This is a genomic window from Mycobacterium deserti, from assembly GCF_025345615.1.
GTDB lineage: Bacteria > Actinomycetota > Actinomycetes > Mycobacteriales > Mycobacteriaceae > Mycobacterium > Mycobacterium deserti.
This window is the reverse complement of the sequence record NZ_JAODWD010000001.1, coordinates 608,321-632,535: the sequence shown is the minus strand read 5'-3', so window position 1 is coordinate 632,535 and position 24,215 is coordinate 608,321. Positions and strand designations below refer to the sequence as shown.

Here is a 24,215-nt window from a genome sequence, read left to right as displayed (position 1 = left end):
TGTTCGCAGGGGCCATCGTTTAGCCTGACGAATTAACAGCTGTCAGGAGGTTCGTCATGGCTGTCGATCCGCGCACACCGGTGCTCGTCGGCGTCGGTCAGTTCACCGAGCGCATCGATGACCCCGGTTACCGCGGCATGTCGGCGGTCGAACTCGCGACGGAGGCGGCAGGCGCTGCCCTGGCCGATGCCGGTGTCGGCGCCGCGGCGGTCGACACCGTGTTCGCGCTTCGCCAGTTCGAGATCTCCGGGCCCATGCCCGCGACGCTGGGCAAGTCGAACAACTACCCCCGCTCAGTGATGAACCGACTGGGCGGCAAGCCCGCTCGCGTCGTGCTGGAACCTGTCGGCGGGCAGAGTCCGCAGAAACTGGTCACCGAAGCAGGTGGCGCGATCGTCGCGGGCGAGGCCGACGTCGTGATGATCATCGGTTCCGAACCAGGCTCCACGGCACGCTATTTCGCCGATCGGGAGGACAAGCCGGACTTCACCGAGCACATCGAGGGCCAACTCGAGGACCGTGGACACCAGATTCACCAGTACTTCACCGAGTACACCGCCAAGCACGGACTGACCGGCGCGGCAGTGCAGTACGGGCTGCTGGACAACGCACGACGGCGTCGACTCGGGCTCAGCGTCGCCGACTACCGGCGTCAGATGGCGGAGTTGTTCGCGCCGATGTCGAAAGTAGCCGCCAAAAACCCGTTCTCGTCATCGCCGGTGGAGCGCTCGGTCGATGAGATCGTGACCGTCTCCGACGACAACCGGATGATCTGCGACCCGTATCCGCGGTTGCTCGTCGCGCGCGATCAGGTCAACCAGGGCGCCGCAGTGGTGATGATGACCGTCGAGGCGGCCCGCAGACTCGGTGTGCCCGAGGAGAAGTGGGTGTACGTGCACGGGCACGCAGATACCGTCGAGCAGGACCTCCTCGATCGCGTCGACCTGAGCGAGTCGCCCGCGGCTGTGCACGCGGCGCGAGAAGCGTTGAGGGTGGCGCAGATCGACGTCGACGATGTCGCCACTTTCGACCTGTACAGCTGCTTTCCTTTCCCGGTGTTCGTCATCTGCGAGGCGCTCGGACTCAACGCCGACGATCCGCGGGGGCTGACGCTGACCGGGGGATTGCCGTACTTCGGCGGCCCGGGCAACAGCTACTCGCTGCATGCTATCGCTGAGACGGTGTGCGAGATGCGGGACAGGCCCGGGCAATTCGGCTTCGTCGGCGCAAACGGCGGCACGATGAGCAAGTACTCGGTCGGCATCTACTCGACCTTGCCCGCGCCGTGGCGGTCCGACCGCAGCGTGGAACTCAACCGTGAGGTGGCCGCCCTGCCGGCGGTCCCGGTGACCGAGACGCTCGACGGCACTGCAACGATCGAGACCTATTCGGTGCGCTACGACTGGCCGGTGCGTACCGGCATCATCATCGGCCGCCTCGACGCCGATGACTCCCGGTTCATGGCCACCACGGAGGACCAGGACCTCGTCGCGCTGATGTCCGATGGGGACCCCCTTGGCGCGCACATCAAGGTTCGGACGACTGAGGACGGCAACCGGGCCACGCTGGCCTAGCCCGAATGGCCATGAGAGTCGCGTCCGCCTTCGCTCTCCTTGCGCTGCTCACCGGCTGCGGCTCCGGCCCGCCGACGTCCGAGTCCACGATCATGGTGTTCGCCGCTGCATCGCTGAAGGCGACGTTCACCGAACTCGGCGAGCAGTTCGAGGCCGCTAACCCTGGCACCGAGGTGGAGTTCTCGTTCGCCGGATCCGCCGATCTCGTCACCCAGCTGACCCAGGGCGCCACGGCCGATGTCTTCGCGTCGGCCGACACCAAGAACATGGACAAGGCGTGGCAGGCGGGCCTGCTCGCCGGCGACCCGGTCGACTTCGCGTCGAACACCCTGACCATTGCCACCGCGCCGGGAAACCCGAAGCGCATCACGACGTTTCACGATCTGACCAGGCCGGATACCAGTGTGGTGGTGTGCGCCCCGCAAGTTCCGTGTGGATCGGCCACCGAGAACGTCGAGCAGGCGACCGGCGTCGACCTGACTCCGGTGAGCGAAGAGTCGTCGGTGACGGACGTCCTCAACAAGGTCACCAGTGGGCAGGCCGACGCCGGGCTCGTCTACGTCACCGACGCCATCGGCGCCGGCGACAAGGTCACCGCCGTCGCGTTCCCCGAATCGGCCGGCGCGACCAACACCTATCCCATAGCGCAGCTGAAAGACTCCGAAAACGCACCCGCGGCAGCCAAATTCGTCGAACTGGTGACAGGTGAGGCCGGCCGGAAGGTGCTCAGCGCGGGAGGCTTCGCCGAGCCCTAGACCAGGGCGGCAAGCTTCCCGGCAAGCCGCTCGACATAACCGGCGACCTCGGACTCGGACTTGTCGGGCAGGCCGAACAACACTTCGGTGACGCCGAGATCAGCCCAGCGAGCCAGCTTTTCAGGGTCGGGTTTGAAATCAAGCGCGACGATCTGCGGCGCACCGTCGCGGCCCGCGGACGCCCACGTGTCCTGCAGCAGCTTGACCGGCTCGTCGATGTCGAAGTCCCGCGGGGTGGTGATCCAGCCGTCGGCGCTGCGCGAGATCCACTTGAAGTTCTTCTCAGTGCCCGCGGCCCCCACCAGAACGGGAATGTGGGACTGCACCGGTTTCGGCCACGCCCAACTCGGGCCGAAGTTGACGAACTCGCCCTCGTAGGAGGCTTCCTCCTCGGTCCACAGCGCGCGCATCGCCTCGACGTATTCGCGCAGCATGGTGCGCCGCCGGCCCGGCGGCACGTTGTGGTCGGCCAGTTCGTCGGTGTTCCAGCCGAAGCCCACGCCGAGACTGACCCGACCGCCGGAGAGATGGTCGAGCGTCGCGATGGACTTGGCCAGGGTGATCGGGTCGTGTTCGACGGGCAGGGCCACCGCGGTCGAGAGACGAACGCGCGTCGTCACCGCGCACGCCGTGCCCAGTGAAACCCACGGATCGAGCGTGCGCATGTAGCGATCGTCGGGCAGCGATTCGTCGCCCGTCGTGGGGTGAGCGGCCTGGCGCTTGATCGGAATGTGCGTGTGTTCGGGCACGTAGAAGGTGGTGAAGCCGTGGTCGTCGGCCAGCTTGGCCGCCGACGCCGGGGCGATCCCGCGATCGCTGGTGAACAGTACGAGCCCGTAATCCATGACTGGAATTAGAACGTGTTTCAGTCTGCGGAGCAAGCGCCGCTGCGCGCGCCGACACACCGAACAGACGCGGTCCACTTCCCACGACGGACTGCGTGCGGTGAAGCAGGCCGGCAACTTGACCCCCGGCAAGCGCGGAATGTGGGCCGGATCGTGCAGTTGACGACTTGGTGCAGTACAACGACGCGTCTGGCACGCAGCTGATCGGCACACCCGAGCAGAAGGGCGAACGCATTGCGGCGTATCGCAAACGCGAGTCGCCCTGATCCTCGGCGGCTATCGTTAGTGCGCGAAATCGAGGACTCCGAACGTGATTCGGTAGGCGAACCCGCGCTGGCATCGGCGTGGGCACCCGTGCGCTAGCGTGGGTTCGAACCGTCCAGCACAGGAGAGGTCATGTCGTACCCCCAAGGCCAGCCCGGAAGCCCCGGATATCCGCAGGCGCAGCAGCAGCCGACCACCTCATTCGCCGCGCCGACGCAGCAGTTCGGCAGGGTGCCCGACGCCGGGCCTGCCGCTGACGTCGGCAGCAAGCTGCCGGTGTATCTGGGTGCTGCGGTGGCCGCGCTCGGTCTGCTGGCTTACCTGTCGATCTTCTTCCCGCTGCTCGACGTCGGCTCTGACTTGTACCAGCCCTCGCTGATGGACCTGGGCGTGGTCGCGGCCCTGCTGGCCGCACTGATCGCGGCTGTCAGCCTGGTCCCCAAGCAGAAGGGCCGCACCGCTATCGTCGCGGTGCTGGCCGTGTTGGGATTCCTGCAGGCGATCGCCCTGCTGCTGACGCTGCCCGAAGCGGTCACCGTCGACGTGGGCCTTTACCTCATCATCGCGTTCACGCTGCTGCAGGCGATCGTCGCGGTCGCGGCGCTGCTGTTCGCTGCAGGCGTCATCACCCCACCAGCACCGAAGCCCAAGTACGACCAGCAGTACGGCCAGTACGGCGGCGGGCCCGGCGGCCAGTACTACGGCCAGCCGCACCAGGGTGCACAGCAGCAGTTCGGCCAGCCACAGCAGCTCGGTCAGCAGCAGCGTCCCGGCTACCCGTCGCAGTACGGCGGTTACCCGGGTGCCCCCTCGACGGGCGGCTATGCCGGCGGTCCGCAGCAGGGTGGTGCCCAGGGTGGTCCGCCGACGCCGCCGACCGGGTTCCCGACCTACGGCCAGCCGCCCTCGGGTTCGTCGCCGACGACACAGGGGCAGGGCCAGCAGTCGTCTTCCTCGCAGTCGGGCCCAGCGCCGTCGTAGTCTGAGCCGCGCGTGCGTCAACAACGCGCGCGTGAGCTTGCGCGAGGAGCGGCCTTAGTGGAGAACCGGCCAGTCGGCACACGTCAGGCGCGTGAGCTACTTCGGGTCGCGTTCGGGCCATCCGTCGTGGCGCTGGTCGTCATCGCGGCCGTCGTCCTGCTGCAGCTGTTGATCGCCAACAGCGACATGACGGGCGCGCTCGGCGCGATCGCCAGCATGTGGCTGGGCGTGCACCTCGTTCCGGTATCGATCGGCGGTGCCGAACTGGGCGTGATGCCGCTGTTGCCGGTGCTGGCGATGGTCTGGGGAACCGCGCGTACGACCGCGGCGGCGACCTCGCCTCGGGGTTCCTGGTTCGTGACCCGTTGGGTCGTCGCGTCGGCGCTCGGCGGTCCGCTGCTGATTGCGGCGATATCGCTGGCCGTCGTTCATGACGCCGCCTCTGTGCTCACCGATCTGCAGACACCGAGTGCGCTTCGGGCGTTCGGCAGCGTGCTGGTGGTCCACGGGATCGGTGCGCTGATCGGCGTGGCAACCCGGGTCGGCCGCCGCGTGCTGGTCGCGTCGCGGCTGCCGAACTGGCTGCCCGACGCGGTGCGCGCCGCGACGGCGGGTGTGCTCGCGCTCGCCGGCCTGTGCGGCGTGGTGATGGCCGGGTCGATGGTCGTGCACTGGGCGACGATGAACGACCTGTACGGCATCACCGACTCGATCTTCGGTCAGTTCAGCCTGACCGTGCTCTCGGTGCTCTACATACCCAACGTGGTCGTCGGCACCGCTGCGGTGGCGGTGGGCTCCAGCGCGCACGTGGGGCTGGCCACGTTCAGCTCCTTCACCGTGCTCGGCGGCGACATCCCCGCGCTGCCAGTGCTGGCGGCGGTGCCCACACCGCCCCTCGGGCCGGTGTGGGTCGCGCTGCTGATCGTGGCGGCGGCCTCGGCGGTCGCCGTCGGCCAGCAGTGCGCCCGTCGACCGCTGCCGCCAGGACAGGCACTGGGCAAGTTGACCGTGGCGGCCGCTGTCGCGGCTGTGGTGATGGCGCTGCTCGGATACGCAGGCGGCGGCCGATTGGGCAACTTCGGCGACGTCGGCGTGGACCACGCGACGTTCGGGCCCGCGGTGTTCGTGTGGTTCGTCGCGATCGGCGGGCTGACCGTGGCGATGACGGGCGGTATCGCTCGCAGACCCAGGAAGCCGAAGCCCGCGGCCGAACCCGAACCCGAGCCCGAGCCCGAAGTCGAGGTCGATGAGACCGACGAGGTGGAGGCGGAGGTGGAGACGGTCGCCGGTGTGCCCGACGACCCGCCCGACCCGCCTGCGGTGCCCACACCCCCGCCTGCGGAGCCGGCTGACCCCGGGCTCGACGACCCCGAGGAACACTTCGCCACCGACGACGACGCCACGCCGGGTACAGCCACGGAACGGGCGCGCGGCACCGACGATTAGGCTCGGCGGCGTGCAGCAACCGCTTCGTGTGCCCCCGAGCGCACCGGCGCGGGTGGTGGTGCTCGCCTCGGGCGCGGGTTCGCTGCTGAGATCGTTGCTCGCCGCCGCAGCTGGCGACTTTCCGGCGCGCATCGTGGCGGTCGGCGTCGATCGGACCTGCCCGGCTGTCGACATCGCAGCGTCGGCGTCGGTGCCCAGCTACACCGTGCGGTTGGGCGACCATCCCGACCGGCCGGCGTGGGACGCGGCCATCACAGAGGCGACCGCCGCGCACCAGCCCGACCTCATTGTCTCTGCCGGGTTCATGAAAATCCTTGGCCCACAGTTCCTTTCGCTCTTCATCGGCAGGATCATCAACACCCATCCCGCGCTGCTACCCGCATTTCCCGGCGCACATGCGGTGCCCGATGCGCTGGCATACGGGGTGAAGGTGACAGGATGCAGCGTGCACCTGGTCGACGCGGGAACCGACACCGGACCGCTGTTGGCCCAGGAACCCGTGCCCGTCCTCGACGACGACGACGTGAGCAGCCTGCATGAACGCATCAAGGTGGTCGAACGACGGCTGCTGGTGGACGTTCTGGCCGCGGTGGCGACCCGCGGCGTGACCTGGACCGGACGAAAGGCGACCATAGGATGACCGAGGGCAAGCGGCCGATTCGGCGTGCGCTGATCAGCGTGTACGACAAGACCGGCCTCGCCGAACTGGCCCGCGGTCTGCACGAGGCGGGCGTGGCCATCGTCTCGACCGGATCGACCGCGAAAACGATTGCCGGCGAGGGTGTTCCGGTGACCCCGGTGGAGCAGGTGACTGGCTTTCCCGAGGTGCTCGACGGCCGCGTCAAGACGCTGCATCCGCATGTGCACGCGGGACTGCTCGCCGACCAACGCAAGCCCGAGCACGTGTCGGCGCTCGGTGAACTGGGTGTCGAAGCATTCGAACTCGTTGTGGTGAACTTGTATCCGTTCACCGAGACCGTCGACTCCGGCGCGAGCGAGGACGAATGCGTCGAGCAGATCGACATCGGCGGACCGTCGATGGTGCGAGCCGCCGCGAAGAACCATCCGAGCGTCGCCGTGGTGGTCGACCCGCTGGGATACGACGGGGTGCTGGCCGCCGTGCGCGCCGGCGGTTTCACCCTCGGGCAGCGAAAGAAGCTGGCGTCGTTGGCCTTCCGCCACACCGCCGAGTACGACGTCGCGGTGGCGTCCTGGATGGGCTCGGTGCTGGCGCCTGACGACACGTCGACAAGTCCGCTGCCCAACTGGGTCGGCGCGACGTGGCGACGCGAGGCTGTGCTGAGGTACGGAGAGAACCCGCATCAGCAGGCGGCGTTGTACCGCAACGACGCCGGTTGGCCTGGTCTGGCGCAGGCCGATCAGCTGCACGGAAAAGAGATGTCCTACAACAACTACACCGATGCCGACGCCGCATGGCGCGCCGCGTTCGACCACGAGGACATCTGCGTGGCGATCATCAAGCACGCCAACCCGTGCGGCATCGCTGTCTCGTCGGTGTCCGTGGCCGACGCGCACCGTAAGGCGCACGAATGCGACCCGCTGTCGGCGTTCGGCGGGGTGATCGCGGCCAACACCGAAGTCACGGTTGAGATGGCCGAGACCGTCGCCGACATCTTCACCGAGGTGATCATCGCGCCCGCCTACGAGGCCGGCGCGGTGGACGTGCTTGCGCGCAAGAAGAACATCCGCGTGCTGGTGGCGTCACAGCCGGTCGGTGGTGGGACGGAGTTCCGTCAGATCAGCGGCGGCTTGCTGCTGCAGCAGCGCGACGAGTTCACCGCCCCCGGCGATGATCCCGTCAACTGGTCACTGGCCACCGGATCGCCCGCCGACCCGGCGACGCTGGCCGATTTGAAGTTCGCCTGGCGCGCGTGCCGGGCGGTGAAGTCCAACGCGATCGTCGTCGCGGCCGACGGGGCCACCGTCGGGGTGGGCATGGGTCAGGTCAACCGGGTCGATGCGGCCCGGCTTGCGGTGCAGCGCGCGGGCGATCGGGTGCGCGGCGCGGTCGCGGCCTCCGATGCGTTCTTCCCGTTCCCCGACGGCCTCGAGGTGCTGACCGAGGCGGGTGTGACGGCGCTCGTGCATCCCGGGGGGTCGATGCGCGACGACATCGTCACCGAGGCCGCGGCCAACGCGGGCATCACGCTGTACCTCACGGGCGCACGTCACTTCGCGCACTGACGGTCAGCGCGTCGGCGGCCTCGCGGCGCAGCGCGCACGCCCGCCCGTCGCCGCGCGAGTGTGCGCGAAATCTGACATTTCTGCGGCGTGTCCGGTGCAGACACGCACGCTCGCGGACGGGGTCGTAGCGTGGAGTGGTGACCCAACCCCATGATCTGCCCCGGACCGTCGGCGAGCTGAAAGCTTCCGGTCATCGCGAACGGGGCGTCAAAGAAGAAATCCGGGAGAACCTACTCGCCGCTCTGGCGGAGGGACGCAACGCGTGGCCGGGCATCCTGGGCTTCGAGGACACCGTCATTCCGCAACTGGAACGCGCGCTGATCGCCGGACACGACGTGGTGCTTCTCGGCGAACGCGGACAGGGCAAGACGAGGCTGCTCCGCGCGCTGACCGGTCTGCTCGACGAATGGACGCCCGTGATCGCGGGCGCCGAACTGGGCGAGCACCCGTTCAGCCCGATCACGCCGGAGTCGATTCGTCGGGCCGCAGACAGCGGTGACGACCTGCCCATCGAGTGGAGACACCGCAGCGATCGTTACACCGAAAAACTCGCCACCCCCGACACCAGCGTGGCCGACCTCGTCGGCGACATCGACCCCATCAAGGTCGCCGAGGGCCGCAGCCTCGGTGACCCGGAGACCATCGCCTACGGCCTGATCCCGCGGGCACACCGCGGCATCGTGGCGGTCAACGAGTTGCCCGACCTCGCCGAGCGCATCCAGGTCTCGATGCTCAACGTGATGGAGGAGCGCGACATCCAGGTCCGCGGCTACACGTTGCGGCTGCCGCTGGACGTGCTCGTCGTCGCCAGCGCGAACCCCGAGGACTACACCAACCGCGGCCGCATCATCACGCCGCTCAAGGACCGCTTCGGCGCCGAGATCCGCACGCACTATCCACAGGAACTCGCGGCCGAGGTCGGCGTCATCACCCAGGAGGCACACCTGGCCGCCGAGGTGCCCGATTATCTGCTGCACGTGCTCGCCCGGTTCGCCCGCTATCTGCGGGAGTCGCGCTCGATCGATCAGCGCTCGGGTGTGTCGGCGCGCTTCGCCATCGCGGCGGCCGAGACCGTTGCAGCGGCGGCGCGGCACCGCTCGGCCATCCTCGGCGAGGCGGATCCGGTCGCGCGGGTGGTGGATCTGTCGACCGTGATCGACGTGCTGCGCGGCAAGTTGGAGTTCGAATCCGGTGAGGAGGGCCGCGAGCAGGCGGTGCTCGAACATCTGCTGCGTCGCGCCACCGCCGATACCGCGCAGCGGCTGCTCGGCGGCATCGACGTGGGCCCGCTGGTGGTCGCCATCGAAGGCGGGTCGGCGGTTACCACCGGCGACCGCGTCTCGGCGCGCGACGTGCTGGCGGCGGTGCCGGAGGTGCCCGCGATCGCCCAGGTCCAGCAGCGTCTCGGCGCGCAGAGCGACGGCCAGCGCGCGGCCGCCGTCGAACTGGCACTCGAGGCGCTGTACCTGGCCAAGAGGATCGACAAAGAGTCCGGAGAAGGCGAAACCGTCTATGGCTAAACATCTGTCGCGGTACTCGCGCTACACCGGTGGACCCGATCCGCTGGCCCCGCCGGTGGATCTGCGTGAGGCGCTGGAGCAGATCGGCCAGGACGTCATGGAGGGCAGCTCGCCGCGGCGGGCGCTGTCGGAGATGCTTCGGCGCGGCACCAAGAACATGCGCGGCGCCGACAAGCTCGCCGCCGAGGCCAACCGCCGTCGCCGGGAATTGTTGCAGCGCAACAACCTCGACGGCACACTGCAGGAGATCAAGCAGCTGCTCGACGAGGCGGTGCTGGCCGAGCGCAAAGAACTCGCACGCGCGCTCGATGACGACGCGCGATTCAACGAGATGCGCATCGAGTCACTGCCGTCGTCGCCGGCCAAGGCGGTGCAGGAGCTCGCCGACTACGACTGGCGGTCGCAGGAAGCGCGCGAGAAGTACGACCAGATCAAGGATTTGCTCGGCCGCGAAATGCTCGACCAGCGCTTCTCGGGCATGAAGGAGGCGTTGGAGAACGCCACCGACGAGGACCGTCAGCGCGTCAACGAGATGCTCGACGACCTCAACGAACTGCTGGACAAGCACGCCAAAGGCGAGGACACCGCCGAAGACTTCCAAGAATTCATGAACAAGCACGGCGAGTTCTTCCCGGAGAACCCCCGCAATGTCGACGAACTGCTCGACTCACTGGCGCAGCGCGCCGCCGCGGCACAGCGTTTCCGCAACAGCCTGTCCGAAGAGCAGCGTGCCGAGCTGGATGCCTTGGCGCAGCAGGCATTCGGCTCGCCGTCGCTGATGAATGCCCTCAACCGGCTCGACTCCCACCTGCAGGCCGCGCGGCCCGGAGAAGACTGGGACGGTTCGTCGCGATTCTCCGGCGACAACCCGCTTGGCATGGGTGAGGGCGCCCAGGCAATGCAGGATATCGGCGAACTCGAGCAGCTCGCCGAGGCGCTGTCGCAAAGCTACGCCGGTGCCACGATGGAGGACGTCGACCTCGACATGCTGGCCCGCCAACTCGGCGAGGACGCCGCCGTCGACGCGAAGACGCTCTCCGAGCTCGAGCGTGCCCTGATGGATCAGGGCTTCCTCGACCGCGGCTCCGACGGACAGTGGCGGCTGTCGCCCAAGGCGATGCGCCAGCTCGGTCAGACGGCGTTGCGCGATGTGGCGCAACAGCTTTCAGGAAGACATGGCGAACGTGACACCCGCCGCGCGGGCGCGGCCGGCGAGCTGACCGGCGCCACCAGGCCGTGGGCGTTCGGCGACACCGAGCCGTGGAACGTCACGCGCACGCTCACCAACGCGGTGCTGCGGCAGGCGGGCACCGGCATCGCCGAGCGGCCCCTCCGCATCTCGGTCGACGACGTCGAGATCTCCGAGACCGAGACGCGCACACAGTCGGCGGTGGCCCTGCTCGTGGACACGTCGTTCTCGATGGTGATGGAGAACCGGTGGCTGCCGATGAAGCGCACCGCACTCGCGCTCAACCACCTGATCAGTACCCGATTCCGCTCGGATGCCCTGCAAATCATCGCGTTCGGGCGCTACGCACGCACCGTGACGGCCGCCGAGCTGACCGGCCTGGAGGGGGTGTACGAGCAGGGCACCAACCTGCACCACGCTCTGGCGCTGGCCGGACGTCATCTGCGGCGCCATCCCAACGCTCAGCCGGTGGTGCTCGTCGTCACCGACGGCGAACCGACCGCCCACCTCGAGGCATATGGGGGCGACGCTGGACCTGGTTCGGCGGCTCAGCCACCGGGCGTGTTCTTCGACTACCCGCCGCACCCGCGCACCATCGCGCACACCGTCAAGGGCTTCGACGACATCGCCCGGCTAGGCGCGCAGGTGACGATCTTTCGGCTCGGCAGTGACCCGGGGCTGGCGCGGTTCATCGACCAGGTCGCCCGCCGCGTCGAGGGCAGGGTCGTGGTGCCCGATCTCGACGGGCTGGGCGCCGCCGTCGTCGGCGACTATCTGCGCTCGCGCCGGAGACGTTAAATCCCTTGCGGCTGATACCGGTGGCCGCTGTAGCGTGCGTTGCGTGCCAAGTCCAGAGGCGTCCAGAGCAGGGGCTCACGGTCACCCCGCGAGCCCCGTTCGACACTGACCACATGCGCTGACTCCAGTTGCGCGACAGCACCCGGGCCGGGGTGACGAGATGAAACCATCCCTCGTCATCAAGGAGTACCGCTGTGCCTTTGCCCTTGTATCTACTGTCCGTCGCCGTCTTCGCGATGGCGACTTCGGAATTCATGCTCGCCGGCCTGCTGCCTGCGGTTGCCGCTGACCTGCACGTCCCCCTCGGTCAGGCCGGCTGGCTGACTTCCGCGTTTGCCGCCGGAATGGCCATCGGGGCACCGCTTTTGGCCGCACTGGCCCGTTCGTGGCCGCGACGGCCGACATTCATCGGCTTCCTGGTGTTGTTCTTGTCGGCGCATATCGCCGGCGCGCTCACCACGAGCTTTGTGATTCTGATCGCCACCCGCATCGTCGCGGCGGTGGCGACTGCCGGATTCCTGGCGATGGCATTGAGGACCGCCGCCGACCTTGCCGGGCCGCAGCGCACGGGGCGCGCCGTGTCGATCCTTCTCGCAGGGACCACGGTCGCGACCGTTGCCGGTGTGCCCGCGGGCTCCTGGATGGGTGAGCTGCTCGGCTGGCGGGCCACATTCTGGGCGGTGGGGCTGCTCTGCGTGCCTGCGGTTGTCGGGGTGGCGTGCGGTGGCCGTGCCAGGGTGGTGCGGGCGGAGGTCGTGTCGTTGCGCGACGAGATCGCCCAGCTAGGGCGGTACCGCTTGGCGCTCACCATGACTGCCGCGGCGATGCTCAACGCGGCAACCTTCGCGACCTTCACTTACCTTGCCCCGCTCGTCACCGACGTCGCCGAACTCGCGCCCCGGTGGGTCAGCGGCGCCCTGGTGCTGTTCGGGGCGGGCTCCTTCGTCGGCGTCACCGTCGCCGGCCGCCCGTCGGATCTCAGACCACACGCGGTCGTCGCGGTATGCGGTCCGTTGCTTGTCCTCGGGTGGGCCGCACTCGGTCTGCTTGCCGCGCTGCCGGTTGCGGTGTTGGCTCTCGCATTCCTCACGGGTGCGCTGTCGTTCGCCGTCGGCGGCACGATGATCGCCCGGGTTCTGTACGAGGCCGCCGACGCGCCGACGATGGCGGGTTCGTACGCCACCGCTTCGCTTAACGTGGGAGCGACCGTAGGGCCGCTGTTCGCAGGCGCGACATTGAGCACGTCGCTCGGGGCGACTGCACCGGCTTGGGTCAGCGCCGCGCTCGTCGTCGCCGCGCTAGGCGGCTTTGCGCTTCTTTCGCTTCACGCCGACGCTGCCCCACAAGGAGAAGCCCTTGATGCGCACGCACGGCGCGCCGGGGGAGCCTCCACCGTCGACGCTGTGGTCGAAGTTGCCCATGACCCCGACACCGCGCGAGTCGACGTTGACCTCCGGCGGCACCAGGATGGTCTGCCCGCCGAAGATCGAGTAGGAGTGGATTTCGACCTCCGGTGACGTGAAGTCGGCGTACCGCAAATCGACCACGCCGCCGCCGAATAGCGCCACCGTGGTGAGCCGCTTGGGCACGTTCCACCGGCCGCGGCGTTCGAACCCGCTCATGATGGCCAGCAGCAACGTCGACGGCGCGGGATGGCACGGGCCGCCACCGGGGCCGCGACTGAAGGCGCCCGGTAGATCCGACGACAACCGGTCGAGCTCGTCGTAGGTCTGCGCCGCGTACGCCTTGGCCAGCCGGTCCTCGTATTCGCTCAGCTCCAGCCGGCCCTGGGCGGCGGCATCGGTGAGCAACTGCGCCACCTGTATGCGATCGGTGTCCGCAGCACGCATGGAACCGTTCCGCGACGCTGGAGTGCTCATCGATTACGAGCCTACGACGAACGCTGGCACATGCAAGGTCGTTGGCCAAACTGTGCTCTGTGCCTCGGTGGCGAAGCAGATAGATGATCAAACTTTCATCTCTGTGCGGCGGCCAGGTGGTCGGCGAAGCCGATGGTCCCGACGGGGTTGTCGGGCACGAGATTGGCCCCCGTCCGGTAGCCAGCGATGATGCGTCCCGGCAGGGACAGCGGGACCACCTTGCGGCGGCCGCCGCGCGCCGCGAGGTACATCCGGGCCAGGTCGGCGTGAGTGTGCACCGCGGGCCCGCCGATGTCGGGTGCCCGGCCTGCGGGTCCGTTATCCAGAAGTTCGACGAGCCGCGCCGCGACGTCACGGGTGTCGATCGGCTGGAACCGCACCCCGCGCAGCGACCAGAGCACGGGGGAGAACCGCTGGACCGCGAAGGACGTCTCGACCAGGTCGTGAAATTGCGTCGCGCGCAGCACGGTGTGGCCGACGCCGGACGCGGCGAGGACCTGCTCGACGCGCAGCTTAGTCCGGTAGTAGGGCAGCGGGATCTGCTCGATCCCGACGATCGACACGTGCACGATGTGCCCCACCCCGGCGCCGCGCGCGGCAGCGACGAGGTTGTTCATCGACGTGACGTCCTTGTCTCCGGTGCCCTGGGTGGCGCAATGCACGATGACGTCGACGCCCTCGACGGCGGCGCTCACACCCTCATCGGCCAGCAGGTCGGCGCGATGCCAGTGCACGCCCGTGTACCCGATGTGCTCCTTGCGGCTCAGCGCCCGCACCCGGTGACCGGCGGCGGTGGCCGCGCCGACCACCTGCCGCCCGAGCGTGCCGGTCGCGCCGGTGACGAGAACGTCGCGGGCCATTCCTACACCCTAGGATCTGCGTGTGGCTGATGGCGACGACAACGAGCGGGGCGTCCAGCAGCGGTTCGAGGAATCGCGGCTCGGTAAGCGCGTGATCAGTGGTCTGCTCGCGATCGCCCTGCTGGTGTGCGTCGCGTGGAACCTTCCGGAGTCGCCGATCAAACGGGCGTTGCAGCCGGTCCTGGCGCCGGTCGCGGTGCCGACCGGCCTGGACCAGGGTTGGGCGATGTACGCGCCGGATCCGACCAGGCGCGCCGACACCATCGAGGTCCAGGTGAAGATGGCCGACGGCGAGATCAGGACGTGGACGTCACAGCCGGGTCAGCCGGGTATCGGTTGGTGGGACCGATGGCTGGGGGTCCGGTACTGGGTGGTGCTCGACGCGAATCTGCGACCGCAGTTCGCCCATTGGGTGGTGCGACAGGTGACCGAGCCGAACGAGCGCCCAGTCGCCGTTCAGATGACACTTCATACAGAAACGCTCCAGCCGCCCGCGGATCAGGAGCGCGGGAGTCGTCGGCCCACCGCGACGAAGCTGATCTATCAGGAGCAGCTGGGAGAAGCCCGATGACGTCGATCAGAGACGCGTGGTGCAGGTTCTGGTTCAGCGCTGAACCGATGTACACGCTCGGGCTGGTGCGGATCGTGTCCGGCATAGCCGTCGTGGTGTGGACGCTGACGCTGCTTCCGGACTTGTTCGAGGTGTTCGGCGAGGAGGGTGTCGCCCCCCAACCCAGCAGGCTGGACTACCAGTGGACCGTGCTCGAGATCTGGCGTGGCGATACGGCGCTGTCGATCAGTTGGGCACTGCTCTTGGTGTCGGCCCTGGCACTGACTGTGGGCTGGCACAGCCGCGTTGCCGCCGTTTTGATGTTCGTCCTACTCCAGTCGTTCGTACGGCGCGGTGTCTACATCGTCAACGCAGGCGACGCGATCCTGATCATCGTCGCGCTCATCCTGGCACTCTGCTCCTGCGGTGCGGCGCTGTCGCTCGATCAACGACGCCGCACCGGGTCGTTCTGGTCGGCGCAGACCCGCTCGGTGTGGCCGGTGCGGCTGCTGCAGGTGCAGCTATCGGTGATCTATCTCGTTTCGGTCCAAGCGAAGCTCACCGGAAAGACGTGGCTGGAGGGGTCGGCGGTGTTCTATGCCTGGCGCAGCGACGGCAGGTGGGCGACGTGGCCCGCGCCGGAATGGCTGGCCAGCAACGCGATTGCGGTCAATGCACTGACGTGGGCCACGCTGCTCATCGAGTTGGCGCTCGCGGTGCTCGTCTGGAACCGGCGACTTCGCTTGCCGGTTCTGATCGCCGGCGTGGTGATGCACCTCGCGATCATGATCAATCTCAATATCGCGTTCTTCAGTGTTGCGATGTTCGTGCTCTATGTCGCGTTCGTACCGGCCGACGCCGTGCGCGACGCTCCGTCGCGCCTTCGCAACTGGCGGTCCGCGGAAAAGGCCCAAGCGGCTTAGGAATTCGTCGAAGTCCAGTTCGGCGGACGCTTCTGCAGGAAGGCCAGCATGCCTTCGCGCGCCTCGTCGGAGACGAACAAATCCGCCGACTGCCTGGTCAGGTTTTCGGCGTGGTTGTCGAAGGACTCCAGAATGCCGCGCGTGGTCAACGCTTTCGACGCGGCGAGTCCCTGCGGGGATGCCTTGCCGATAGCCGCGCTCAGTTCCGACACCGTGGTCGACACGTCGTCGGCCGCGATCGTGACCAAGCCGATCTCCGCCGCGACGGTGGGACCGAACTTCTCTCCGGTGACGAAGTAGCGGCCCGCCGCCCTCGCAGTCATCTTGGGCAGCAGCGTCAGCGAAATGATCGAAGGCGCAACACCGATGCGCGCCTCCGTCAAGGCAAAGGTGCTCGACGGACCCGCGACGACGATGTCGCACGCGCCGACCAGGCCGAGGCCGCCCGCACGGACGTGCCCGTCGATGGCGCCGATCACCGGGACCGGCAGCTCGAGAATGCGCCGTAGTAGCCGGGTCATTTCGCGGGCGCGGTCGACGGCCAGCTCGGCAGGGTCGGCGGCCGGCCCACTGCCCGAAGCTTGAGCGAGATCGGCTCCGGCGCAGAATGTTCCGCCGGTGTGGTCGAGAACCACCGCGCGCACGCCGGGATTCTCGGTCGCGTCCGTCAACCCCTTGTGCAGCCCGTCGACCAGCGCGGTGGACAGCGCGTTGCGGTTGTCCGGCGAATCCAGGGTGAGCCGCGCGACGCTGCCGTCGACGGTGTAGCGGACCGGGCCGCCCATCAGTACGACCTGGGGAGGCCCAGCGACGTCTGCGCGACGAAGTTCAGGATCATCTCCCGGCTGACCGGGGCGATGCGGGCCAGCTTCGAGGCGGTCACCGCCGCGGCGATGCCGTACTCCTTGGTCAACCCGTTGCCGCCCATCGACTGCACTGCCTGGTCGACCGCGCGCACCGATGCCTCGCCTGCCGCGTACTTGGCCATGTTCGCCGCCTCCGCGGCCCCCACGTCGTCGCCGTTGTCGTAGAGGGTCGCGGCCTTCTGCATCATCAGTCTGGCGAGCTCGATCTCGATGTGGTTCTGCGCCAGCGGATGTGACAATCCCTGATGGGCGCCGATCGGTGTCTTCCACACCTGCCGGGTCTTGACGTAGTCGACCGCCTTGTCGATCGCGAACCTGCCCATGCCGACGGCGCTGGCCGCCCCCATGATCCGCTCCGGGTTCAGACCCGCGAACAACTGCGCGATCGCGGCGTCTTCGGAACCCACCAGCGCATCGGAGGGCAGCCGGACCTCGTCGAGGAACACCTGGAACTGGTTCTCGGGGCTGACTAGTTCCATCTCGATCTTGGTCCAGCTCAGGCCCGGTGTGTCAGTGGGCACGATGAACAGCGCAGGCCGGAGCGACTCGGATTTGGCCACTCCGTCCTTGTAGGCGCGCCCGACCACCAGCACCGCCTGCGCCTGGTCGACGCCGGAGATGTACACCTTCTGGCCGGACAGAATCCAGTCGCTGCCGTCGCGGCGCGCGGTGGTGGTGATGCGGTGGCTGTTGGACCCGGCGTCGGGTTCGGTGATCGCGAACGCCATGGTGATCGAACCGTCGGCGATGCCGGGCAGCCAGCGCTTCTTCTGGTCCTCTGTGCCGAACTTGGCGATGATCGTGCCGTTGATGGCGGGGGAGACCACCATCAGCAGCAACGGACACCCGGCGCTCGACATCTCCTCCATGACCAGGGACAGCTCGTACATACCCGCGCCGCCGCCGCCGTACTCCTCCGGCAGGTTGACGCCGATGAAGCCGAGTTTGCCTGCTTCGGACCACAACTCGTCGGTGTGCTGGTCGGCGCGCGCCTTCTCCAGGTAGTAGTCCTGGCCGTAGTTCGCGGCCATTGCCGCGACGGCCTTGCGCAGTGCCTGCTGTTCGGTGGTCTCGATGAAGCTCATCTGTCAATCTCCTTCTGCCACAAGGGCGAGCACGGTGCCGACGTCGACCTGCTGGCCGGGTTCGACGTGAAGTTCTGCGAGCACCCCGTCGCCGGGCGCGGTGATGGTGTGCTCCATCTTCATCGCCTCGAGCCACACCAGCGGCTGTCCGGCGGTGACGGTGTCGCCGACCGCCGCGCCGACCCGCAACACCGACCCGGGCATCGGTGCCAGCAATGAGCCCTGGGCGATGGCGGAGTCCGGGTCGGGAAAGCGTGGCTGCGCAACAAGACTGACCGGTCCCAGCGGGGAGTCGACGAAGACCGCGTCGGCGTAGCGCGCGACGTGGAACGGTCGGTCCACGCCGTCGACCGAGAGCACAACCTTCTCCGGCGCGGACGACACGAGGGCGACAGCGGGGTGGTCGGGCACATCGACGCCGGATCGGGTGAAGCGGTAGCGCACCTCGATCTCGCCCTGCGGGCCTTGGTAGGACTTCGACTGATAGCTCGACGACACGTTGCGCCAGCCGCTCGGGGCCGCCGCGAAGACCGCCGCCGTCGCCCGGTTCTGCGCGGCCTCGGCCAATGCGGCCGCCACTGCGGACAGCGCGACCGCGCGCTCGTCGGACAGCGGTGCGGCCAGTTCAGCCAGTCCGTGGGTGTCGAAGAACGCGGTATCGGTGGCGCCGTCGAGGAATGCCTGATGCCGCAACACATTGACGAGCAGGTCGCGATTGGTGCGCACCCCGTGGATGTGGGCTCGAGCGAGTGCGTCGGCGAGCGCGCCCGCGGCCTGCCGGCGTGTCGGGGCGTACGAGATGACCTTGGCGATCATCGGGTCGTAGTAGATGGACACCGTCGTGCCGTCGACGACGCCGGTGTCGACCCTGACCTGGCCGGGCACGTCGAAGCGGTGCACGGTGCCCGCCTGCGGCTGCCACCCCTTGGCGGGGTCCTCCGCGTACAGCCGCGCCTCGATGGATGACCCGTGCGACGGAGGGGCGTGCGCATCCAGGCGTCCGCCGTCGGCGACGTGCAGTTGCAGCTCGACGAGATCCAGCCCGGTGGTGGCCTCGGTGACCGGGTGCTCGACCTGCAGGCGGGTGTTCATCTCGAGGAAGAAGAAGTCGCCTTTCTCGTCGGCCATGAACTCGACGGTGCCCGCGCCGCTGTATCCGATCGCGGCGGCGGCCAACCGCGCGGCGTCGAACAGCTTGGCGCGCATGCCCTGCGTCCGCTCCACCAACGGCGACGGCGCCTCTTCGATGATCTTCTGGTGGCGCCGCTGAATCGAGCATTCGCGTTCACCGACGGCCCACACCGTGCCGTGCACGTCGGCCATCACCTGCACCTCGACGTGATGCCCGGCCGCCAGGTAGCGCTCGCAGAAAACGGTTGGGTCGCTGAACGCCGACTGCGCCTCGCGGCTGGCGGCCTCCACTTGGCCCTGCAGCTCTGAAAGTTCGCGCACGATGCGCATACCGCGCCCACCACCGCCCGCCGACGCCTTGATCAGCACGGGCAGCTGGTCGGCTGTCACCGTGTCCGGATCCAGCTCTTCCAGCACCGGCACGCCGGCGGCCGACATCAACTTCTTGGCCTCGATCTTGGAGCCCATCGCGGCCACCGCCGCCACGGGCGGGCCGACCCATGTCAGTCCGGCGTCGATGACCGCGGCGGCGAAGTCCGCGTTCTCCGAGAGAAATCCGTAGCCTGGATGGATCGCGTCGGCGTCGGCGGCTTTCGCCGCGGCGATCAACTGCGCAGTATCGAGATATCCGGTGGTGCCGTTCAAGTGGACCGCGGCGTCGGCCTCGGCGACGTGTGGCGATGCGGCGTCGGGATCGGTGTACACGGCGACCGTGCCGATGCCGAGGCGGCGGCAGGTGGCGAACACCCGGCGGGCAATCTCCCCGCGGTTGGCGACCATTACTCGACGGATCATCGGCCGTGCTTTCTGCTCTTCGCGCAAGCTCTCATCGCTCACATCCTGAAGACGCCGAAGTTCGACGTCCCCTTGATCGGGCCATTCGCGATGGCGGACAGGCACATTCCCAACACGGTGCGGGTGTCGCGGGGGTCGATCACCCCGTCGTCGTACAGCATCCCCGAGAGCACCATGGGCAGCGACTCGGCCTCGATCTGACCTTCAACCGCCGCCCGCATCGCCGCGTCGGCATCCTCGTCGACCTGCTGACCGCGGGACTCGGCGGCGGCGCGGCTGACGATCGAGAGCACGCCGGCCAGCTGGGCGCCGCCCATCACCGCGGATTTTGCGCTCGGCCAGGCGAACAGGAAACGCGGGTCGTAGGCGCGGCCGCACATGCCGTAGTGCCCGGCGCCGTAGGACGCGCCGATCAACAACGAGATGTGCGGGACGGTCGAGTTCGAGACGGCGTTGATCATCATCGAGCCGTGCTTGATCATCCCGCCCTCCTCGTACTTGCGGCCGACCATGTAACCGGTGGTGTTGTGCAGGAACAACAGTGGCGTGTCGGAGCGGTTGGCGAGCTGGATGAACTGGGTGGCCTTCTGCGACTCCTCGGAGAACAGCACCCCGCGGGCGTTGGCGAGGATGCCGATCGGATAGCCGTAGAGCCGCGCCCATCCCGTCACCAGGGACGACCCGTAGAGCGGTTTGAACTCGTCGAAGTCGGAGCCGTCCACGATGCGGGCGATGACGTCACGGGGATCGAACGGGATCCGCAGATCGGTGCCGACGATGCCGAGCAGTTCCTCCGCGTCGAACAGCGGCTCGCTGACGGGCGCCGGGGCCGGGCCCTCCTTGCGCCAGTTCAGCCGCGCCACGACGCGCCTGCCGATGCGGATCGCGTCGAGCTCATCGACCGCGAAGTAGTCCGCCAGACCCGATGTGCGCGCGTGCATCTCGGCGCCGCCCAACGATTCGTCGTCGGATTCCTCGCCCGTGGCCATCTTCACCAGCGGTGGGCCTGCCAGGAACACCTTCGACCGTTCCTTGATCATCACGACGTGGTCCGACATTCCGGGAATGTACGCGCCGCCTGCGGTCGAGTTGCCGAATACCAGCGCGACAGTCGGGATCCCGGCCGCCGACAGTCGCGTGAGGTCGCGGAACATCCGGCCGCCGGGGATGAAGATCTCCTTCTGCGTCGGCAGGTCCGCGCCGCCCGATTCGACGAGCGACACCACCGGCAACCGATTCTGCAGCGCAATCTGGTTGGCGCGCAGAATCTTCTTCAGCGTCCACGGGTTGCTCGTACCCCCCTTGACCGTCGGGTCGTTCGCGACGATCAGGCATTCGGTGCCCTCGACCGCGCCGATACCGACCACCACGCTGGCGCCGACGGTGAAGGCACTGCCCCACGCGGCCAGCGGGCTCAACTCCAGGAACGGCGAGTCGGGGTCGACGAGCATCTCGATGCGTTCGCGCGCCGTCAGTTTGCCGCGGGAATGGTGCCGTTGCACGTACTTCTCGCCGCCACCGCCGAGCGCCTTGGCGTGCTCCGCGTCGAGTTCGGCGAGCTTCTCGGTCATCGCCGCGGCGGCCTCGGTGTAAGCGGGCGACGCTGCATCGAGTACGGAGCGCAGTGCCGTCATGCTTGGTAGCCCAATGTCTTGGCAGCCAGCGAGGTCAAGATTTCTGTTGTGCCGCCGCCTATTCCGAGGATGCGCATATCTCGATACTGACGCTCGACCTCGGACTCGGCCATATAGCCCATGCCGCCGAACAATTGCACTGCCTGGTTGGCCACCCATTCACCCGCCTCGACGGCGGTGTTCTTGGCGAAGCACACCTCGGCGATCATATTAGGGCCGCCCGGCCCTCCCTCAAGCATTTGGCGCTCGACGACATGGCGGGTGTAGATCCGCGCGACGTCGACCCGCCGCGCCATCTCGGCCAGCGTGTTCTGTACCTGCTGGCGTGAGATCAGCGGCCTGCCGAATGTCTCACGGTCCCTACACCATTGGACGGTCAGGTCGAGGCAACGTTGCGCGCTGGCGTAGGCCTGTGCGGCGAGTCCGACGCGCTCGGAGACGAACGCGCCTGCGATCTGAAAGAACCCGGTGTTCTCGGCGCCGATCAGATTCGCCGCGGGGACACGGACGTCGGTGTAGGACAGCTCAGCGGTATCCGACGACCGCCAGCCCATCTTCTCGAGCTTGCGGGTCACCTCGAACCCCGGTGTGTTCTTGTCGACAACGATCAGCGAAACCCCCGCCGCGCCTGATCCGCCCGTGCGCACCGCGGTCACGACGTAGTCGGCGCGCACGCCGGAGGTGATGTAGGTCTTGGCGCCGTTGATGATGTAGTCGTCACCGTCTCGCACCGCCTTGGTGGTCAGATGCCCGACGTCCGAACCGCCGCCTGGTTCGGTGATCGCGAGGCTGCCGATCAACTCGCCGCGCAGCGTCGGACGCACATAGGTGTCGATCAGGCGCTGGTCGCCAGAGGCGATCATGTGGGGCACCGAGATGCCACAGGTGAACAGCGAGGCGAACACCCCGCCCGGCGCGCCGGCATAGTGCATCTCCTCGCAGATGACCACGGCATCCGCGCCGTCGCCGCCGCCTCCGCCGACCGCTTCGGGAAATCCTGCGCCGAGCAGTCCGGCGTCACCGGCCTTGCGGTGCAACTCGCGCGGCAGCTCGCCGCTGTGCTCCCATTCGTTCACGTGAGGCAGTACCTCACGTTCTGCGAAGGCGCGCACTGCTTTTCGCAGCTGCTCGCGTTCAGATGTGTGCCAGATGCTCACGCCAACAACTCCTCCGGTATGTCGCAGATTCTGCTGCGCAGCCATTCACCCAGTCCTTTGGCCTGCGGGTCGAACCGCGCTTGGTAGGCCACTCCCTCGCCGAGGATGCCGTCGATGACGAAGTTCACCGCGCGCAAGTTGGGAAGCAGATGCCTGGTGACCGGCAGATCGGCTGTCTCAGGCAGTAATTCGCGCAACGCGTCCACGGTCAGCGTGTTCGCAAGCCAGCGCCACTGGGCGTCGGTGCGCACCCAGACGCCGACGTTGGCGCTGCCGCCTTTGTCGCCGCTGCGGGCTCCGGCGATCAGCCCGAGCGGTGCCCGTCTGGTCTCGCCCAGCGCGGGAGGCTCGGGTAGCGACGGCGTTGGCACGTCGGCCAACTGGGCAGTGTCGGTGGCAGGAGGTATGTCGACACGGGTGCCGTCGGCATGTACGGCCACGTGCGGCACCTCGGTCGCGGGCACGTAGGCGGGCGTGAAGACGCCGTACACCTGCCCTTGACCCGGTGGACTGGTGGCATGGAAACCGGGGTAGCTCGCCAGTGCGAGTTCGACTGCCGCCGAAGAGAACCGGCGTCCGACATTGTTCGGGTCGGGATCGCGCACCACGCACCGGAGCAGCGCGCTGGCCGTCTCCTCGGTGTCGGCATCGGGATGGTCGGTGCGGGCCAGCGTCCATTCCATCTCGGCGGGCTTGACCGTCAGGCTGGTTTCCAGCTGGCGGCGCACCAGGTCCGCCTTGGCGTCGATGTCGAGCCCGGTGAGCACCAGCGTCATCTCGTTGCGGAACCCGCCGACGCTGTTGAGCGACACCTTCAGCGTCGGAGGGGGCGGCTCGCCCCGCGCACCGCTGATGCGCACCCTGTCGGGTCCGTCGTCGGACAACTCGAGGGTGTCCATACGCAGGGTCGCGTCGGGGTTGGCATAGCGGGCGCCGGTGATCTCGTACAGCAGTTGGGCGGTGATGGTGCCGACGGTGACGGCGCCGCCGGTACCGGGGTGCTTGGTGATCACCGACGATCCATCGGCGTGGATCTCGGCGAGCGGGAAGCCGGGGTGGATCAGGTCGTCGACCTCGGTGAAGAACGCGTAGTTGCCGCCGGTGGCCTGGGCGCCGCATTCGATGACGTGCCCGGCGGCGATCGCGCCGGCCAGCCGGTCGTAGTCGGTACTCGCCCAGCCGTGGTGGGCGGCGGCGGGTCCGACGATCACCGACGCGTCGGTCACCCGCCCGGTCACGACGACGTCGGCGCCTGCGGCGAGGCAGTCGACGATGCCCCATGCGCCGAGGTAGGCGTTGGCGGCGAGTGGACTGTCGAACCCGAATTCCGCCGACCGCGCCACCAGGTCGTCACCCTCGACGTGGGCGACCCGCACGTGCAGGCCGAGGCGTTCGGCCAGCGCACGCACCGCGTCGGCGAGCCCCGCCGGGTTGAGACCGCCTGCGTTGGCGACGATGCGCACGCCGTGGTCGAGCGCGAGGCCGAGGCAGCCCTCGAGCTGGGTGAGGAAGGTCTTTGCGTAGCCGCGGGCGGGCGACTTGGCGCGATCGCGGGCCAGGATCAGCATCGTCAGCTCGGCGAGATAATCGCCGGTCAGGTAGTCGAGGTCACCGCCGGTGAGCATCTCGCGCATGGCCGCGAGCCGATCGCCGTAGAAACCCGAACAATTGCCGATGCGCACGGGCCCGACAGAACCGGTCGATGAAGTCACGCAGGCCTCCAATCACCGAATCGCCGCGCTGCCAACCAACCGGTA

General features: G+C 68.1%; 19 protein-coding genes and 2 pseudogenes. 12 read left to right on the top strand and 9 right to left on the bottom strand.

What is annotated here, in order from left to right:
* Positions 1-56 precede the first annotated feature (56 nt).
* Positions 57-1,574 carry an acetyl-CoA acetyltransferase gene (locus N4S67_RS03130; protein WP_260991462.1) on the top strand — a complete coding sequence of 506 codons (1,518 nt, stop codon included), beginning with the start codon at positions 57-59 and terminating at the stop codon, positions 1,572-1,574.
* A 5-nt stretch (positions 1,575-1,579) separates the two neighbouring features.
* Complete coding sequence (gene modA / locus N4S67_RS03125; RefSeq protein WP_390893192.1) at positions 1,580-2,329, top strand: molybdate ABC transporter substrate-binding protein; 750 nt, start codon at positions 1,580-1,582, stop codon at positions 2,327-2,329.
* On the opposite strand, the gene N4S67_RS03120 is transcribed toward modA, so the two are convergent.
* Positions 2,326-3,174 carry an LLM class F420-dependent oxidoreductase gene (locus N4S67_RS03120; protein ID WP_260991461.1) on the bottom strand — a complete coding sequence of 283 codons (849 nt, stop codon included), beginning with the start codon at positions 3,172-3,174 and terminating at the stop codon, positions 2,326-2,328. The two genes, modA and N4S67_RS03120, sit on opposite strands and share 4 nt — an antisense overlap.
* Before the next feature lie 88 nt (positions 3,175-3,262).
* Here N4S67_RS03120 and N4S67_RS03115 point away from each other — a divergent pair.
* The 8 genes and pseudogenes from N4S67_RS03115 to N4S67_RS03080 form a co-directional block, all read left to right on the top strand.
* A pseudogene (locus tag N4S67_RS03115) lies at positions 3,263-3,537 on the top strand (dimethylsulfone monooxygenase SfnG); the annotation flags it as partial.
* A 33-nt stretch (positions 3,538-3,570) separates the two neighbouring features.
* A complete protein-coding gene (locus tag N4S67_RS03110; RefSeq protein WP_260991460.1) occupies positions 3,571-4,419 on the top strand; it encodes a DUF5336 domain-containing protein in 849 nt (282 codons plus the stop codon).
* Between the two features lie 57 nt (positions 4,420-4,476).
* Positions 4,477-5,865: a cell division protein PerM gene (locus tag N4S67_RS03105; protein ID WP_260991459.1), complete on the top strand. Its 1,389-nt coding sequence runs from the start codon at positions 4,477-4,479 to the stop codon at positions 5,863-5,865.
* Between the two features lie 10 nt (positions 5,866-5,875).
* A complete protein-coding gene (gene purN, locus N4S67_RS03100; RefSeq protein WP_260991458.1) occupies positions 5,876-6,505 on the top strand; it encodes a phosphoribosylglycinamide formyltransferase in 630 nt (209 codons plus the stop codon).
* The gene (gene purH / locus N4S67_RS03095) at positions 6,502-8,070 is read left to right on the top strand and encodes a bifunctional phosphoribosylaminoimidazolecarboxamide formyltransferase/IMP cyclohydrolase (RefSeq protein WP_260991457.1); all 1,569 of its coding nucleotides are present in this window, start codon (positions 6,502-6,504) and stop codon (positions 8,068-8,070) included. The genes purN and purH overlap by 4 nt, the downstream gene beginning before the upstream one ends.
* A 137-nt stretch (positions 8,071-8,207) precedes the next feature.
* Positions 8,208-9,590 (top strand): sigma 54-interacting transcriptional regulator, encoded by a 1,383-nt coding sequence (locus tag N4S67_RS03090; protein ID WP_260991456.1) that lies wholly within the window; start codon positions 8,208-8,210, stop codon positions 9,588-9,590.
* Positions 9,583-11,577 carry a VWA domain-containing protein gene (locus N4S67_RS03085; RefSeq protein WP_260991455.1) on the top strand — a complete coding sequence of 665 codons (1,995 nt, stop codon included), beginning with the start codon at positions 9,583-9,585 and terminating at the stop codon, positions 11,575-11,577. Before N4S67_RS03090 ends, N4S67_RS03085 begins: the two co-directional genes overlap by 8 nt.
* A gap of 194 nt (positions 11,578-11,771) precedes the next feature.
* Positions 11,772-12,920, top strand: a pseudogene (locus N4S67_RS03080) (Cmx/CmrA family chloramphenicol efflux MFS transporter); the annotation flags it as partial.
* Here N4S67_RS03080 and N4S67_RS03075 read toward each other — a convergent pair.
* Positions 12,876-13,457: a DUF1707 SHOCT-like domain-containing protein gene (locus N4S67_RS03075; protein WP_260991454.1), complete on the bottom strand. Its 582-nt coding sequence runs from the start codon at positions 13,455-13,457 to the stop codon at positions 12,876-12,878. The pseudogene N4S67_RS03080 and the gene N4S67_RS03075 sit on opposite strands and share 45 nt — an antisense overlap.
* Before the next feature lie 95 nt (positions 13,458-13,552).
* Entirely contained in the window at positions 13,553-14,317 is a 765-nt protein-coding gene (locus N4S67_RS03070; protein ID WP_260991453.1) for an SDR family oxidoreductase, read from the bottom strand.
* Positions 14,318-14,339: 22 nt separating this feature from the next.
* Here N4S67_RS03070 and N4S67_RS03065 point away from each other — a divergent pair, with 22 nt between their 5' ends.
* Complete coding sequence (locus tag N4S67_RS03065; protein ID WP_260991452.1) at positions 14,340-14,888, top strand: hypothetical protein; 549 nt, start codon at positions 14,340-14,342, stop codon at positions 14,886-14,888.
* Positions 14,885-15,790: an HTTM domain-containing protein gene (locus N4S67_RS03060; protein ID WP_260991451.1), complete on the top strand. Its 906-nt coding sequence runs from the start codon at positions 14,885-14,887 to the stop codon at positions 15,788-15,790. The genes N4S67_RS03065 and N4S67_RS03060 overlap by 4 nt, the downstream gene beginning before the upstream one ends.
* On the opposite strand, the gene N4S67_RS03055 is transcribed toward N4S67_RS03060, so the two are convergent.
* From N4S67_RS03055 to N4S67_RS03030, 6 genes are read right to left on the bottom strand one after another with little or no spacing between them, the layout of a single operon-like run.
* Positions 15,787-16,575, bottom strand: coding sequence for an enoyl-CoA hydratase family protein (locus N4S67_RS03055; protein WP_260991450.1), 789 nt, complete (start codon positions 16,573-16,575; stop codon positions 15,787-15,789). The genes N4S67_RS03060 and N4S67_RS03055 overlap by 4 nt on opposite strands.
* The gene (locus N4S67_RS03050; protein WP_260991449.1) at positions 16,575-17,741 is read right to left on the bottom strand and encodes an acyl-CoA dehydrogenase family protein; all 1,167 of its coding nucleotides are present in this window, start codon (positions 17,739-17,741) and stop codon (positions 16,575-16,577) included. Before N4S67_RS03050 ends, N4S67_RS03055 begins: the two co-directional genes overlap by 1 nt.
* Before the next feature lie 3 nt (positions 17,742-17,744).
* Positions 17,745-19,667 (bottom strand): ATP-binding protein, encoded by a 1,923-nt coding sequence (locus N4S67_RS03045; RefSeq protein ID WP_260992029.1) that lies wholly within the window; start codon positions 19,665-19,667, stop codon positions 17,745-17,747.
* A 38-nt stretch (positions 19,668-19,705) separates the two neighbouring features.
* Positions 19,706-21,301 (bottom strand): acyl-CoA carboxylase subunit beta, encoded by a 1,596-nt coding sequence (locus N4S67_RS03040; protein WP_260991448.1) that lies wholly within the window; start codon positions 21,299-21,301, stop codon positions 19,706-19,708.
* Positions 21,298-22,458, bottom strand: a complete 1,161-nt coding sequence (locus N4S67_RS03035) for an acyl-CoA dehydrogenase family protein (protein WP_260991447.1) — start codon at positions 22,456-22,458, stop codon at positions 21,298-21,300. Before N4S67_RS03035 ends, N4S67_RS03040 begins: the two co-directional genes overlap by 4 nt.
* Positions 22,455-24,140 (bottom strand): acyclic terpene utilization AtuA family protein, encoded by a 1,686-nt coding sequence (locus N4S67_RS03030; RefSeq protein WP_260992028.1) that lies wholly within the window; start codon positions 24,138-24,140, stop codon positions 22,455-22,457. The genes N4S67_RS03035 and N4S67_RS03030 overlap by 4 nt, the downstream gene beginning before the upstream one ends.
* Between the last annotated feature and the right edge of the window lie 75 nt (positions 24,141-24,215).